Source organism: Mesorhizobium sp. M0626 (assembly GCF_040320665.1).
Lineage (GTDB): Bacteria > Pseudomonadota > Alphaproteobacteria > Rhizobiales > Rhizobiaceae > Mesorhizobium.
The window spans coordinates 135245-148573 of sequence record NZ_JAMYQD010000004.1; the positions used below are offsets into that span (position 1 = coordinate 135245).

The following is a 13329-nucleotide window of genomic DNA, read 5'->3' on the forward strand; positions in this document are numbered from 1 at the left end:
AGAAAGGTCAGCACCGATTTATCTCGTTCTGATATCGAGAAGCCGGGATCAAAATCGGGGACATCATGGCAGAGGCAGCGCGAAAATTCGGCGTGGCGGAGCAGCAACCGCTTTATCGTGAAGCGCCGAACAACATCGAGGCCGAACAGGCGCTGCTCGGCGCCATCCTCGTCAACAACGATGCCTTCTACCGCGTCTCCGACTTCCTCAAGGCCGGCCATTTCTACGAGCCGCTGCACCGGAAAATCTTCGAGGTCGCGGCCGAGCTCATCCGCATGGGCAAGGTGGCGACGCCGATCACGCTGAAAACCTTCCTGCCGGCCGACGAGAAGGTCGGCGACATGACGGTGGCGCAATATGTGGTTCGTCTGGCGGTCGAAGCAGTCACCGTCGTCAATGCCACCGATTATGGCCGCGCCATCTACGATCTGGCCACGCGCCGGGCGCTGATCACCGTCGGCGAGGACATGGTCAACATCGCCTATGACGCGCCGGTCGACATGGCGCCGTCCGAACAGATCGAGGATGCCGAGCGGCGGCTGTTCGAACTGGCCGAAACCGGCCGTTACGATGGCGGCTTCGAGAGCTTCACCGACGCGGTCAAGACCGCCGTCGACATGGCCAACGCCGCCTATATGCGCGACGGCCATTTGTCGGGCCTCGCCACCGGCATGCGCGATCTCGACCGCCGCATGGGTGGCCTGCAGGCGTCGGATCTGATCATCATTGCCGGCCGTCCGGGCATGGGCAAGACATCGCTGGCCACCAACATCGCCTTCAACATCGCCGAGATGTATGAGCCGGCGCAACAGGCCGACGGCTCGTTCAAGGCAGCCAATGGCGGCGTCGTCGGCTTCTTCTCACTGGAAATGTCGTCCGAGCAGCTCGCCACCCGCATCATTTCCGAACAGACGGAAATTTCGTCGTCAAAAATCCGCCGCGGCGAGATTTCAGAGATGGATTTCGAAAAGCTGGTCGCCTGCTCGCAGACCATGCAGAAGATCCCGCTGTTCATCGACCAGACCGGCGGTATCTCGATCGCGCAGCTGTCGGCGCGGGCGCGGCGGCTGAAGCGTCAGCGCGGCCTCGACCTCATCGTCATCGACTATATCCAGCTGATGCAGGGGTCGAGCGCGAAATCGTCGCAGAACCGGGTGCAGGAAATCACCGAGATCACCACCGGCCTCAAGGCGCTGGCCAAGGAACTCTCCGTTCCGATCATCGCGCTGTCGCAGCTGTCGCGTCAGGTCGAAAGCCGCGAAGACAAGCGCCCGCAGCTGTCCGATCTTCGCGAATCCGGTTCGATCGAGCAGGACGCCGACGTGGTGATGTTCGTCTATCGCGAGGAATATTATCTGAAGAACCGCGAGCCGAAGCCCGGCACCGACGAGTACATCAAGTGGGAACACGAGATGAACGAGATGCGCGGCAAGGCCGAAGTCATCGTCGCCAAGCAGCGCCACGGCCCGACAGGTTCGGTGAGCCTCGCCTTCCATGGCGAGTTCACACGGTTTTCCGACCTCGCCGAAGAGCATCATATTGCGGAGAGGTTCGAGTAGTCTGTTGAGAAAGGCCTCATTCCTTCGCATCCCCCTCTGTCCTGCCGGACATCTCCCCCTCAAGGGGGGAGATTGGATGTCATGTCGGCTTTCGCCAATTTTCAACGTGGCAGGGTGGGCACCGAGACCAAAGCTGCTGATCTCCCCCCTTAAGGGGGGAGATGGCCGGCAGGCCAGAGGGGGGTGCTGCCCCACCAGCCTTTCTAGCTTCAGCACTGCGCGTAGGTGACTGCTGATGGCTAAATCGCGCATCCAGTTCATCTGCCAGAATTGCGGGTCGGTGCATCAGCGCTGGGCCGGTAAATGCGATGCCTGCGGCGAGTGGAACACACTCGTCGAGGAAGGCACCTCGGGCGGCATCGGCTCGGGACCGGCCAACACGCGCAATGCGCGCAAGGGCCGCGCCGTGGTGCTGACCAGCCTGTCCGGTGACATCGAGGACGCGCCGCGCATCATCTCGGGCATTGGCGAACTCGACCGCGCCACCGGCGGCGGCTTCGTGCGCGGCTCGGCGCTGCTGGTCGGCGGCGATCCCGGCATCGGCAAGTCGACGCTGCTTACCCAGGCCGCAGCAGCATTGGCGTCAAAAGGCCACCGCATCGTCTATGTCTCGGGCGAAGAGGCTGTCGCGCAGATCCGGCTGCGGGCGCAGCGGCTTGGCGTCGCCGACACGCCGGTCGAACTTGCCGCCGAGACCAATGTCGAGGATATCCTGGCAACAATAGCCGACGGCAGAAGGCCGGACCTCGTCATCCTCGATTCCATCCAGACGCTGTGGACCGACATGGCCGACTCGGCGCCCGGCACCGTCACTCAGGTGCGCGCCTCGGCGCAAGCGATGATCCGCTACGCCAAATCCACCGGTGCTGCCATCGTGCTGGTCGGCCATGTCACCAAGGAAGGCCAGATCGCCGGTCCGCGCGTCGTCGAGCACATGGTCGACGCCGTTCTCTATTTCGAAGGCGAAGGCGGCCATCACTACCGCATCCTGCGCACGGTGAAGAACCGGTTTGGGCCGACCGACGAGATCGGCGTCTTCGAGATGTCGGACAAGGGCTTGCGCGAGGTCGCCAATCCGTCGGAGCTGTTCCTCGGCGAACGCCACGCAAAATCGCCGGGTGCCGCGGTATTTGCCGGCATGGAAGGGACACGTCCGGTGCTGGTCGAGATCCAGGCGCTGGTGGCGCCGTCCACATTGGGCACGCCGCGCCGTGCCGTCGTCGGCTGGGACGGCGCACGGCTGTCGATGATCCTTGCCGTGCTCGAAGCCCATTGCGGCGTGCGCTTCGGCACCCACGATGTCTACCTCAACGTCGCCGGCGGCTACCGGATTTCCGAGCCGGCGGCCGATCTGGCGGTTGCCGCTGCACTGGTTTCGTCGCTCACCGGTCTTGCCCTTCCCGCCGATTGCGTCTATTTCGGCGAAATCAGCCTGTCGGGCGCAGTGAGGCCGGTTGCGCATGCGCAGCAGCGCCTTAAAGAGGCCGAAAAGCTGGGTTTTGGAAGTGCGGTTCTGCCCTTGGGCAGCGAGGAGGTTGTCGGGGGGATCGGGGCCGGCGCTTTCCAGCCGACCGAACTTGCCGATCTCGTCGCACGCATAGCCGGCTCACGGCGCAGCCGTGTCGACGTGGAAGATTGACGCGGCTCGCCCGAGCCGTGAAAAGACAATCTGAGTGGGGCGAAAGACATGCCGATTACGCTGCTGGACGGAATTCTCGTCGGCTTCACCCTGGTCTCGGCGATGCTCGCCATGGTTCGCGGCCTGTCACGCGAAATCCTGTCCGTCGTGTCCTGGGCGGCTGCCGCCGCGGCGGCATTCTTCTTCTACAAGCCGGTGCTGCCTTACGTTCAGCCCTATGTCGAAAGCGACAAGATCGCCATGGCGGCATCCGCCGGCATCGTCTTCCTCATCGCGCTGATCGTCGTTTCCGTCATCACCATGAAGCTTGCCGACTGGATCATCGATTCCAGGATCGGCGCGCTCGACCGTACGCTGGGCTTCCTCTATGGCGCCGCGCGCGGCGTCCTCGTAGTCGCCGTGGCGCTACTGTTCTTCAACTGGCTGGCCGGCGCCAAGGCCCCTGCCTGGATCGCCAACGCCAAGTCGAAGCCGCTGCTCGAGACCATCGGCGCCAAGCTGGAAAGCCTGCTGCCCGAAGATCCGGAAAACGCCATCCTGAAGAAGCTCAATCCGAATCAGCCGGCAGCCGAGACGCCTCCGGCGGCCGATGCACCGGCGGCGGATGCTCCGGCAACCGGTGACGATACGCCGGCGCCCGACGACGAGACCGACGCTCCGGCCGATAACGCACCCGCGCCCGCTGCTCCGGCTCCGGCCGCGCCGGCAAACTGATACGGACGGATGGTGCCGGACAGGCGCCATCCCGGCAGTTCCGGCCTGACTACGTTGCTTTCGCGGCGCTATCGCACTATATGGCCATTTTAGCGGAGCTTGAGCCCCATGGCAGTTTCGAAGGCAGACGCGGACGACGTGCTTTCCGCCGAAGCAGACGATCATTTCCACGACGAATGCGGGGTGTTCGGCATTTTCGGCCGGCAGGACGCTGCGGCCATCGTAACGCTAGGCCTGCATGCGCTGCAGCATCGCGGCCAGGAAGCGGCCGGCATCGTCTCCTATGACGGCACGCAGTTCCATGTCGAACGCCATGTCGGCCTGATCGGCGACACCTTCACCAAGCAGCACGTCATCGACAGCCTGCAAGGCAACCGTGCCATCGGCCACACGCGCTATGCCACGACCGGCGGCGCCGGCATGCGCAACATCCAGCCCTTCTTCGCCGAACTCGCCGATGGCGGCTTTGCCGTCGCCCATAACGGCAATCTCACCAACGCCATGACCGTGCAGCGCGCGCTGCAGAAGCAGGGCGCGATCTTCTCGTCGACCTCCGACACCGAGACGCTGCTGCATCTCGTTGCCACCAGTAAGGAACGCGATTTGAATTCGCGCTTCATCGACGCCGTGCGTCAGGTCGAAGGCGCTTTCTCGCTGGTCGCGATGACCTCCAAGAAGATGATCGGCTGCCGCGATCCGCTCGGCATCCGCCCGCTGGTGCTCGGCGACCTGGACGGCGCCTGGATCCTGGCCTCCGAAACCTGCGCGCTCGACATTATCGGCGCCCGCTTCGTGCGCGACCTGAAGCCCGGCGAAATGGTCGTGGTGACCTCGAAGGGCATCGAGAGCCTGTTCCCCTTCGAGCCGCAGAAGACCCGCTTCTGCATCTTCGAATATGTCTATTTCGCCCGCCCGGACTCCTCGGTCGAAGGCCGCAATGTCTACGAAGTGCGCAAGCGTATCGGCGCCGAATTGGCGCAGGAAAGCCCGGTCGAGGCCGATATCGTCGTGCCGGTGCCGGATTCCGGCACGCCGGCGGCAATCGGCTTCTCCCAGGCGGCAGGCATCCCCTTCGAACTCGGTATCATCCGCAACCACTATGTCGGCCGAACCTTCATCCAGCCCGGCGATTCGATCCGCCATATGGGCGTCAAGCTCAAGCACAACGCCAACCGCCGGATGATCGAGGGCAAGCGCGTGGTGTTGGTCGACGATTCGATCGTGCGCGGCACCACCAGCCAGAAAATCGTGCAGATGGTGCGCGACGCCGGCGCCAAGGAAGTGCATATGCGCATCGCCTCGCCGCCGACCAGCGCGTCGTGCTTCTACGGCGTCGACACGCCGGAGAAGTCGAAGCTTTTGGCATCGCGCATGTCGATCGAGGAAATGGCCGAGTTCATCCGTGTCGATTCGCTCGGCTTCCTCACCATTGACGGGCTCTACCGCGCCGTCGGCGAAGCCAGCCGCGACAATGAGCAGCCGCAATTCTGCGACGCCTGTTTCACCGGCCAGTACCCGACCCGCCTGCTCGACTTCGAAGGTCACGACAATGTGCGCACGCTGTCGCTGCTGGCGAACAACGGGGCGTAAAGCCCAACTGCTATCCTTGAAAGCGCTCGCATGACCCTCGATCTCTCCGGCCGCGTCGCGGTCGTTACCGGCGCCTCGCGCGGCATCGGCTACTTCATCGCCAAGGAACTTGCCGCCGCTGGCGCCCATGTCATTGCGGTAGCCCGGACCGTCGGCGGGCTGGAAGAACTCGACGACCAGATCAAGGCCGAGCGCGCGAAAACCGGCAAGGGCGAAGCGACGTTGGTGCCTCTCGACCTCTCAGACATGGCCGGCATCGACCGGCTGGGCGGCGCCATTCACGAGCGCTGGGGCAAGCTCGACATTCTGGTGGCCAATGCCGGTGTGCTCGGCGTCATCTCGCCGATCGGCCATGTCGAGGCCAAAACCTTCGAGAAGGTTATGACCATCAATGTCACCTCGACCTGGCGGCTGATCCGCTCGGTCGACCCGCTGCTCAGGCTGTCCGACGCCGGCCGCGCCATTCTCATGTCGTCCGGGGCCGCGCATTCGGCGCGCGCCTTCTGGGCGCCCTATGCGGCGTCGAAGGCGGCTGTGGAAGCCATGACGCGTTCCTGGGCGCATGAGACGCAGAGCCTGCCGCTCCGCATCAATGCGGTCGACCCCGGCGCCACCCGCACCGCCATGCGTGCGCAGGCCGCGCCCGGCGAGGATCCGGAAACGCTGCCGCACCCGTCAGAGGTGGCAAAACGCATCGTGCCGCTGGCGAGCCCCGAGATGAAAGAGACGGGGCTGATCTTCCAGGTCAAGAACAACCGCTTCGTCGCCTACCGGCAGCCGGAATAAACCGGGTTGTAGCGGGATTAAACAGGCCTCCAGTTACGTTTCTTCGAATGTAGGACATTCGAAACAGGAGGACCGACATGCGTAGACTTCTTCTCGTTGCCGCCGCCGCGATTGCCGCCACAGCCGGCGTGGCGCTGGCGCAATACGCAAAGATGAGTTTCTTCGTCACCAGCGTCGGTTCCGGCAAAGGCGCCGATCTCGGCGGTCTCAAGGGTGCCGACGCGCATTGCGCCTCGCTGGCGGAAGCGGCTGGGGTTACCGGCAAGGAATGGCACGCCTATCTCTCGAGCGCCAATGTCGATGCGCGCGACCGTATCGGCAAGGGTCCCTGGGTCAACGCCAAGGGCGAGAAGATTGCCGATGACGTCGCCTCGCTGCACAGCGACGCCAACGCCATCAACAAGCAGACGGCGCTGACCGAGAAGGGCCAAGTGGTCAATGGCCGCGGCGACAAGCCGAACCGGCACGACATATTGACCGGCTCGAAGCCTGACGGCACCAAGCTCGCCGACCAGACCTGCGGCGACTGGACCTTGAGCGGCGCGGAGGGCGCGGCGATGATGGGCCATCACGACCGCACCGGCCTCGACGAGTCGGCGGCGGCGAAATCCTGGAACTCCTCGCATGCCTCGCGCGGCGGCTGCAGCCAGGAGGCGCTGAAAGGCACCGGCGGCGACGGCCTGTTCTACTGCTTTGCGACGAACTGAGAGAAGTCTGGGGAGCGGTTCGTTCACGGGTCTGTGATGGTCCGGCAGGCCCCCTCCCCCCTCGCCCTGCTTTCGCCATCAGCCGGGAGTTGCTAGGGTCAACCCGACTCCGACACCCAGCAAAGCGAGGAATTCCCATGGCTGCTCCCAGCGTAGCATTGGTCTGGTACCTGGTGATCGCCGGCCCGCAAGGCGGCATGGTGGTGCTGCCCAGCACCTTCGACACCCGCGAACAGTGCACAAACGCGATTACCGAATATCAGAAGCAGCCGACGCCGGCCGGCTGGGCGGTCAACTGCGTGCCGAGCGCCTCCCCGTTTACCGATGAGGGCGACGCGGAAGAGCCTGCGGCGCAGTAGCGCCATCTCCCCCCTCGAGGGGGAGATGGCCGGCAGGCCAGAGGGGGTCGCCTCGCGTAGAGTGCCAACCTCCTTCCGCACAAAGGGCGTCGCGTCCAGTCGGCCGACCCCCTCTGTCGCCTTCGGCGACATCTCCCCCTCAAGGGGGGAGATCAGGCGCGCGCCTTCACCGTCAGCTCCGGCTTGCTGTTGATGGTCTGGAAGACCACGCAATAGCGTTCCGTCAGCTTGATCAGCGCGTCGATGCGATCCTGCGGCTCATCCGTGTCGAGGTTGAAATTCAACCGGATGGCGCGAAAGCCCACGGGGGCGTCCTTGGCCACGCCCAGCGTGCCGCGAAAGTCGAGATCGCCTTCGGCCTCGACGGTGGCTGCGCCGAGTTTGAACTCTAGTGCGGTGGCCACCGCCTTCAGCGTCACCCCGGCGCACGCCACCAGCGCCTCGAGCAGCATGTCGCCCGAACACAATTCGAGCCCGGAACCGCCGGTCGCCGGATGCAGGCCGGCGACCGCCAGCGCCCTGCCCGTCTCGACCTTGCAGGCAATCGACTGGTCGTCGATGGAGCCTTTGGCGCGAAGCGTGATCAGCGCTCGCGAGGAATCGTCGCGATAAGCCTCCTTGATCGGTGCCTGCATGGCCTTGAGTGCGGTGGCGTCCATGTTGCATTCCTTTTCGAGTCCGTCGCGCTTTGATAGCACTGATATGCCAGCGAGACAGCGCCCCCCTCTGGCCCGGCCACCTCCCCACAGGGGGGAGATCTGCAGCTTCGCCGATGGCGCTTTCTACGCCGGCGATTAGCGAAGGCGGTCGCGACATCCAATCTCCACCCCTGTGGGGGGAGATGTCCGGCAGGACAGAGGGGGCTGAAGGAATGCTACCTCACGAAGAGTTACTTTGACTTCGACCGCCCCGGCCATACCTAAGCAGAGTCATTCCCGCGGAGGCATCATGCCGTTCAAGCTGAAACTGATCTCGCTTACCCTGTTGGTGCTTGCAGCCTTCGCGCAGCCAGTCCTCGCCGAAACGCCCGAGCGCTCCGCACCGGCAGGCGGCGTGCTGTCGCTGCTGCCGGCACCGCAGACGACCAGCCATTCAATCACCATTGCCGGGCGCAAGCTGGACTATCAGGCTAAGGCCGGCACGCTGTCACTGCTATCCGGCAAGGGCGAGGTCACCGCGGAAATCTTCTATGTCGCCTATACGCTGCCGCCACTGGCGGGCGCGGAGAAGGCTCGCCCCATCACCTTCGTCTTCAATGGCGGCCCGGGCGCGGCATCCGCCTATCTGCATCTCGGCGCACTCGGCCCGCGTGTCGTCGCGACCGGCGCCGATGGCCAATTCCTGCCGCCGCCGCAAAAGCTGATCGACAATCCCGACAGCTGGCTCGACATGACCGACCTCGTCTTCGTCGATCCGGTCGGCACCGGCTACAGCCGCGAGGCCCCCGGCCAGGACACAAAAGATTTTTGGGGCGTCAGCCAGGACGCCAGTTCGATCGGCGCTTTCATCCGGCTCTATCTCGCCCAGAACGGCCGCACCGGATCGCCGCTCTTCCTTGCCGGCGAAAGCTATGGCGGGTTCCGCGCGGCACTTCTCGCCAGGACCCTGCAGGAAGATGTCGGCCTGAGCCCCAACGGCATCGTGCTGATCTCGCCTGCACTGGAGTTCACGCTGGTGCTGCCCGACGAATTCCAGCCACTGCATTGGGCGCTGGAACTGCCCTCGCTGGCGGCGGTGCGCCTGCGCAGCGAAGGCCTCAGCGGCGAGGCGCTGCGCGAAAAGCTCGCCGAGGTCGAACACTATGCTATGGGTGACTACCTCACCGCTCTGGCCGGCGGGCTGGAACAGGGTGGGCGGCTGGCCAGCCAGCGCGTGGCCGAGATCACCGGCCTGCCGCTCGACCTCGTGCAACGCAATTTCGCCCGCATCCCGACCGCCCTGTTCGCGCGCGAATTCCAGCGCCCCAGTGGAAAAGTGCTCAGCCCGTATGACGGCACCATCGCCACCAGCGACATCGCCCCGGAGAGCGCCCGCAGCGCCGGCCCAGATCCGGTGCTCGACCGCAGCGTGCCGGCGCTGACCTCGGCCTTTGTCGGTTATGCGCGCGACGAGCTGAATTTTCGCACCGATGTCAGCTACAGGTTGCTCAATGGCGATGTGACCCACGCCTGGGACTATGGCGGCTCGCGGCAAGGCTATGCCGGGGTGATGGACGATCTGCAGCGGGCGCGCTCGCTCAACCCGGGGCTCGGCGTGGTGATCGTCAACGGCGACACCGATCTGGTCACTCCCTATCTGGCCTCACGCTATCTGGTGAGCCAAATCCCGACGCTCGGCGGGGCAAAACCTATCCGTCTCGACGTCATCGAGGGCGGCCACATGATGTATCTCAGGCCGGGCGGCCGGCGCGCCCTGAAGGAGGCCGCTTCGGAGCTCTACCAGGCAACACAGTGAACGGCGTGCCCACGCTGTCGGCCAGGCTGCGCCAACGCAAGCTTGCCACTGGCGTAGCGCCCCGCAGGCTTTCGCCCGTATAGCCTGCAATGGGAGCCTGTTGGGGCAGGCTTCTTCTTCGTCCTCTTGACAGCGCCGGACACGCCGCATGGCCGATATTGCCATTCTGGAAACCCGCGAAAGGGTGCTTGCCGGCATCCTGTTCACCGGCTGCGCCTATTTCCTGTTTTCGACGCAGGACGCCGCGATCAAGCTTCTGGTCGTCGGCATCAGCGTCTGGCAGATCATGTTCTTCCGCTCGATCGCTGTGCTTATCGGCTGTGCTGCAATCGGCGGACCGCCCATCTTTGCCGACACAATGCGCTCGCCCATCGTGCGGCCGATGCTGGTGCGCAGCGCCTTCACGCTCGGCGCCTGGCTCTGCTACTACAACGCGGCCCGCTCCCTGCAGCTGGCCGAACTCACCACCATCTATTACGCCGCCCCGATCATCGTCACCGTGCTGTCGGTGGTGATGCTTGGCGAAAAGGTGCCGCTGTTGCGCTGGCTGGCGGTGTTCATCGGCTTCGTCGGCGTCTTCATCGCCTGTGATCCCACTCGTCTCGGCTTGTCCGTGCCGATGCTCTTGGTACTGGCTGCGGCAGTGCTGTGGGGCATTGCCGTGGTGCTGTTGCGCAAGACGGCGCTGGCCGAGCGCACGCTGATCCAGCTTGTGCTCAACAATTTCTACTTCCTGGTGTTTTCCGCGGTGCCGGCGCTGTTGGTCTGGCAGATGCCGGACTGGCGCCAGTTGCTGCTTTTGATCAGCGTCGGCGCGCTCGGCGGCGTGGCGCAATTTATGCTGTTCGAAGGCATGAAGCGGGCGCCGGTGTCGATCGTGGCGCCGTTCGAATACACCTCATTGGTCTGGGCCTTCGGGCTCGGCTTTGCGATCTGGGGCGACGTGCCGCGTCGCGAGGTGTTTCTGGGGGCGGCGTTGATCGTCGGCGCCGGCCTGCTGATCATCGGCAACGAGCATTTCCGCAAGCGGCTATGAGTACCCCCGTGCTGACAGCATGGTGGCAGGAGAAGACGGATAGGCTGCTGAGATGACGGAAGCGCTCGACGGCCCAGGCACCACAGATACCGCTGCCGAGCGTACGCTCGGCATTATGCTGGTGGCGGCCTCGGCGGCTTTCTTCGCCCTCACCGGCGTGCTGACCAAATCGATCCACGCCGACCCGCTGACCATCACTTGCTGGCGCGGCTTTGTCGGCGCGATCCTGATCACCTTCTATGTGCTGTGGCGCCGGCGCCGCTCCGGCGGGCCGGAAAGCTTGCGGCTTGGCTGGCGCGGCTGGCTGCTGGCCCTCGAGGGCGCCGCGGCCAGCATCGCCTTCATCTCGGCGTTCAAATTCACCTATGTCGCCAATGTCGCGGTCATCTACGCCACCGCGCCTTTCATCACCGCGCTGCTCGCCTTCGTGCTGGTGCGCGAGCCGTTCCGGGCGCAGACGCTTGCCGCCGCCGCCGTTTCGCTGTGCGGCGTAGCGATCATGGTCGGCTCCGGCTTCGGCAGCGGTCATCTGTTTGGCGATGGGCTCGCGCTGCTGATGACCGCCGGCAGCGCGCTCTACATGATCATGGTGCGCGCCTTCCGCGACACGCCGGTGGTGTGGGCGGGCGCAGTCTCGGCGCTTCTGCTGTTCGTGCTCGGCTGGTTCGTCACCGACCCCCTGGCGATTTCTGCTCGCGACGCCGTGCTGCTCGTCGCCTTCGGAGGATCGTTTGCGGCGGCGTCGATCCTGTGGACGGAAGGCTCGCGGCTGATCCCTGCGCCTGAGTCCGGCCTTCTCGGTGCCGCCGAAGTGCCGTTTGCGATCCTGTTCGCCTTCCTGTTCCTCGGCGAGATCGCGCCGGCCGCCAGCCTGATCGGCGGCGCCATAGTACTGTGCGCGGTTTTCGCCCATGCGGGGCGCGACTGGCTGGCCGCGAGAAAAAGTGCGGCAACCCAATAATTATTTTCCAAGTCATGGAACCATCATGCGGATCAGGCAGTTTTATGTGCGACGGGTCACCCCCCAAGTCCCCCCAAACCCCTCGACCCGTCCTCCTCAAAGCCGACCGTAAAGGTCGGCTTTTTCTTTGGACATCAGCCGGCAAAGCCGGGCAAGGCGAGGTTGTCGCTGAGCAGGATGGCAAGATCGCGCGCCGGCCGCTCGGCGCCCTGGCCGAGTTTTATCGCGAATTGCGCTGTCGGCACCGGCGGCAAGGCGAATTCGCGCGGTGCTTCGGCAATGCCTGAATGGGCAAAGCGGGCGGTGCGCAAGGTCAGCGCGATGCCGGCATTGACCGCCGTGCGCAAGCCGGCAAGGCTGGCGCTGCCGGCGGCAATGCGGTAGCGGCGGCCGGCAGCATCGAGGGCCGCGAGTGCTGCTTCGCGAAAGCCGCAATAGGGGTCGAGCAGCGCCAGCGGCAATTCCTCTTCCCGCACGGCAAGCCCTTTTTGCGAGCACAGCCACAGCATCGGCTCACTGAACAGCCCGACTTCGTCATTGGCCGGCGTCTTGCGCATGACAACGGCCAGATCGAGCTGCCCGGCCTGCAGCGCCTCGCCAAGCTCGGCCGAACGGCCAACGCGGAGTTCGACCCTGACGCGCGGATGGCTGGTCGCGAAGGCGCGCAGCAGCTCCGGCAGGCCGCTATCGGCGAAATCCTGTGTCGTGCCGATGGCGACGCGACCAGCGGCACGCGCGCCCTTGAGCGCCAGCCAGGCCTCGCTGTGCACGGCAAGAATGCGGCGGGCATGACCGACAAGATCCTCGCCGGCCGGCGTCAGCCCGCGCCCGCGCCCCTGCGCCACCAGCAGCGGTTCGCCGACGATTTCCTCCAGACGCTGCATCTGCGCGGTCACCGCCGAGGGCGAGCGGCCGACAGCAGACGCAGCCTGAGCCAGCGAGCCGCCATCGACAAAGGCAAGGAAGGTTTTAAGCAGATCGGGATCGAGAGCTTGCATACTTCGATAATACAGAACCTTTTGTTCGAAACAATTCGATTTTTTTGATTCAAAGATGATGGCATTGTCTCTCCAACGGCAAACAGACGCCGCTCAAACGAAGGAGAGAAAAATGCCCATCATCAACATCAGCGTCACCGGCAAGCCCGACGCCAAGCTGTCCGCCACAATCGCCAAGGAAATCACCGAGCTGACGGCAACCCATCTGCGCAAGGACCCGACGATTACCGCCGTCGCCGTCACCTATGTCGACCCGCAGCATTGGTTCGCCGGCGGCAAATCGCTGGCGGAGCATGGCGCCAACACCTTCTGGCTCGACATCAAGGTGGTCGACGGCACCAACACCAAGCTGGAACTGGAGGCTTATCTGAAGGCGATCTTTGAGGCCTTTGGTAAGTTGCTGGGTGGTGTGCACGAGGAAAGCTATGCCTTCGTGCATGAAGTCCCGGCCGCTGCTTACGGTTATGGCGGCAAGTCGCAGGAGTTCCGGTTCATCAGTGGGCGGCTGAAGGCCACGGCCTGATTG

13 protein-coding genes are annotated in these 13329 nt (G+C 64.5%); 11 read left to right on the top strand and 2 right to left on the bottom strand.

Annotated elements, in window-relative coordinates; genetic code table 11:
• Positions 1–65: 65 nt before the first annotated feature.
• The 7 genes from NKI37_RS06230 (at position 66) to NKI37_RS06260 (ending at position 7354) form a co-directional block, all read left to right on the top strand.
• Positions 66–1559: a replicative DNA helicase gene (locus NKI37_RS06230; RefSeq protein ID WP_023672717.1), complete on the top strand. Its 1494-nt coding sequence runs from the start codon at positions 66–68 to the stop codon at positions 1557–1559.
• Between the two features lie 235 nt (positions 1560–1794).
• Complete coding sequence (gene radA, locus NKI37_RS06235; protein WP_023805669.1) at positions 1795–3198, top strand: DNA repair protein RadA; 1404 nt, start codon at positions 1795–1797, stop codon at positions 3196–3198.
• 48 nt (positions 3199–3246) lie between these two features.
• Positions 3247–3912, top strand: coding sequence for a CvpA family protein (locus NKI37_RS06240; RefSeq protein WP_023672715.1), 666 nt, complete (start codon positions 3247–3249; stop codon positions 3910–3912).
• Between the two features lie 108 nt (positions 3913–4020).
• Complete coding sequence (gene purF, locus NKI37_RS06245; RefSeq protein WP_023672714.1) at positions 4021–5502, top strand: amidophosphoribosyltransferase; 1482 nt, start codon at positions 4021–4023, stop codon at positions 5500–5502.
• A 30-nt stretch (positions 5503–5532) separates the two neighbouring features.
• Positions 5533–6288 (top strand): SDR family NAD(P)-dependent oxidoreductase, encoded by a 756-nt coding sequence (locus tag NKI37_RS06250; protein ID WP_023672713.1) that lies wholly within the window; start codon positions 5533–5535, stop codon positions 6286–6288.
• Between the two features lie 77 nt (positions 6289–6365).
• Positions 6366–6995 carry a hypothetical protein gene (locus NKI37_RS06255; protein ID WP_023743793.1) on the top strand — a complete coding sequence of 210 codons (630 nt, stop codon included), beginning with the start codon at positions 6366–6368 and terminating at the stop codon, positions 6993–6995.
• Between the two features lie 137 nt (positions 6996–7132).
• Positions 7133–7354, top strand: a complete 222-nt coding sequence (locus tag NKI37_RS06260) for a hypothetical protein (protein WP_023689120.1) — start codon at positions 7133–7135, stop codon at positions 7352–7354.
• Between the two features lie 152 nt (positions 7355–7506).
• On the opposite strand, the gene NKI37_RS06265 is transcribed toward NKI37_RS06260, so the two are convergent.
• Positions 7507–8013 carry an OsmC family protein gene (locus tag NKI37_RS06265; protein ID WP_023702954.1) on the bottom strand — a complete coding sequence of 169 codons (507 nt, stop codon included), beginning with the start codon at positions 8011–8013 and terminating at the stop codon, positions 7507–7509.
• 289 nt (positions 8014–8302) lie between these two features.
• On the opposite strand from NKI37_RS06265, the gene NKI37_RS06270 reads away from it, so the two are divergent.
• From NKI37_RS06270 to NKI37_RS06280, 3 genes are all read left to right on the top strand, one after another.
• Complete coding sequence (locus tag NKI37_RS06270) at positions 8303–9808, top strand: S10 family peptidase (protein WP_023733852.1); 1506 nt, start codon at positions 8303–8305, stop codon at positions 9806–9808.
• A 148-nt stretch (positions 9809–9956) separates the two neighbouring features.
• Positions 9957–10844 (top strand): DMT family transporter, encoded by an 888-nt coding sequence (locus tag NKI37_RS06275; RefSeq protein WP_023685677.1) that lies wholly within the window; start codon positions 9957–9959, stop codon positions 10842–10844.
• Between the two features lie 52 nt (positions 10845–10896).
• Positions 10897–11805 (top strand): DMT family transporter, encoded by a 909-nt coding sequence (locus NKI37_RS06280; protein WP_023685676.1) that lies wholly within the window; start codon positions 10897–10899, stop codon positions 11803–11805.
• 134 nt (positions 11806–11939) lie between these two features.
• On the opposite strand, the gene NKI37_RS06285 is transcribed toward NKI37_RS06280, so the two are convergent.
• A complete protein-coding gene (locus tag NKI37_RS06285) occupies positions 11940–12803 on the bottom strand; it encodes a LysR substrate-binding domain-containing protein (protein ID WP_023693978.1) in 864 nt (287 codons plus the stop codon).
• Positions 12804–12915: 112 nt separating this feature from the next.
• On the opposite strand from NKI37_RS06285, the gene NKI37_RS06290 reads away from it, so the two are divergent.
• Entirely contained in the window at positions 12916–13326 is a 411-nt protein-coding gene (locus NKI37_RS06290) for a tautomerase family protein (protein WP_023672705.1), read from the top strand.
• Positions 13327–13329 lie beyond the last annotated feature (3 nt).

Bases quoted from the DNA above. Each gene is read 5' to 3' on its own strand.
- NKI37_RS06230 (WP_023672717.1), top strand. From the start codon at position 66: ATGGCAGAGGCAGCGCGAAAATTCGGCGTGGCGGAGCAGCAACCGCTT.
- radA (WP_023805669.1), top strand. From the start codon at position 1,795: ATGGCTAAATCGCGCATCCAGTTCATCTGCCAGAATTGCGGGTCGGTG.
- NKI37_RS06240 (WP_023672715.1), top strand. From the start codon at position 3,247: ATGCCGATTACGCTGCTGGACGGAATTCTCGTCGGCTTCACCCTGGTC.
- purF (WP_023672714.1), top strand. From the start codon at position 4,021: ATGGCAGTTTCGAAGGCAGACGCGGACGACGTGCTTTCCGCCGAAGCA.
- NKI37_RS06250 (WP_023672713.1), top strand. From the start codon at position 5,533: ATGACCCTCGATCTCTCCGGCCGCGTCGCGGTCGTTACCGGCGCCTCG.
- NKI37_RS06255 (WP_023743793.1), top strand. From the start codon at position 6,366: ATGCGTAGACTTCTTCTCGTTGCCGCCGCCGCGATTGCCGCCACAGCC.
- NKI37_RS06260 (WP_023689120.1), top strand. From the start codon at position 7,133: ATGGCTGCTCCCAGCGTAGCATTGGTCTGGTACCTGGTGATCGCCGGC.
- NKI37_RS06265 (WP_023702954.1), bottom strand. From the start codon at position 8,013: ATGGACGCCACCGCACTCAAGGCCATGCAGGCACCGATCAAGGAGGCT.
- NKI37_RS06270 (WP_023733852.1), top strand. From the start codon at position 8,303: ATGCCGTTCAAGCTGAAACTGATCTCGCTTACCCTGTTGGTGCTTGCA.
- NKI37_RS06275 (WP_023685677.1), top strand. From the start codon at position 9,957: ATGGCCGATATTGCCATTCTGGAAACCCGCGAAAGGGTGCTTGCCGGC.
- NKI37_RS06280 (WP_023685676.1), top strand. From the start codon at position 10,897: ATGACGGAAGCGCTCGACGGCCCAGGCACCACAGATACCGCTGCCGAG.
- NKI37_RS06285 (WP_023693978.1), bottom strand. From the start codon at position 12,803: ATGCAAGCTCTCGATCCCGATCTGCTTAAAACCTTCCTTGCCTTTGTC.
- NKI37_RS06290 (WP_023672705.1), top strand. From the start codon at position 12,916: ATGCCCATCATCAACATCAGCGTCACCGGCAAGCCCGACGCCAAGCTG.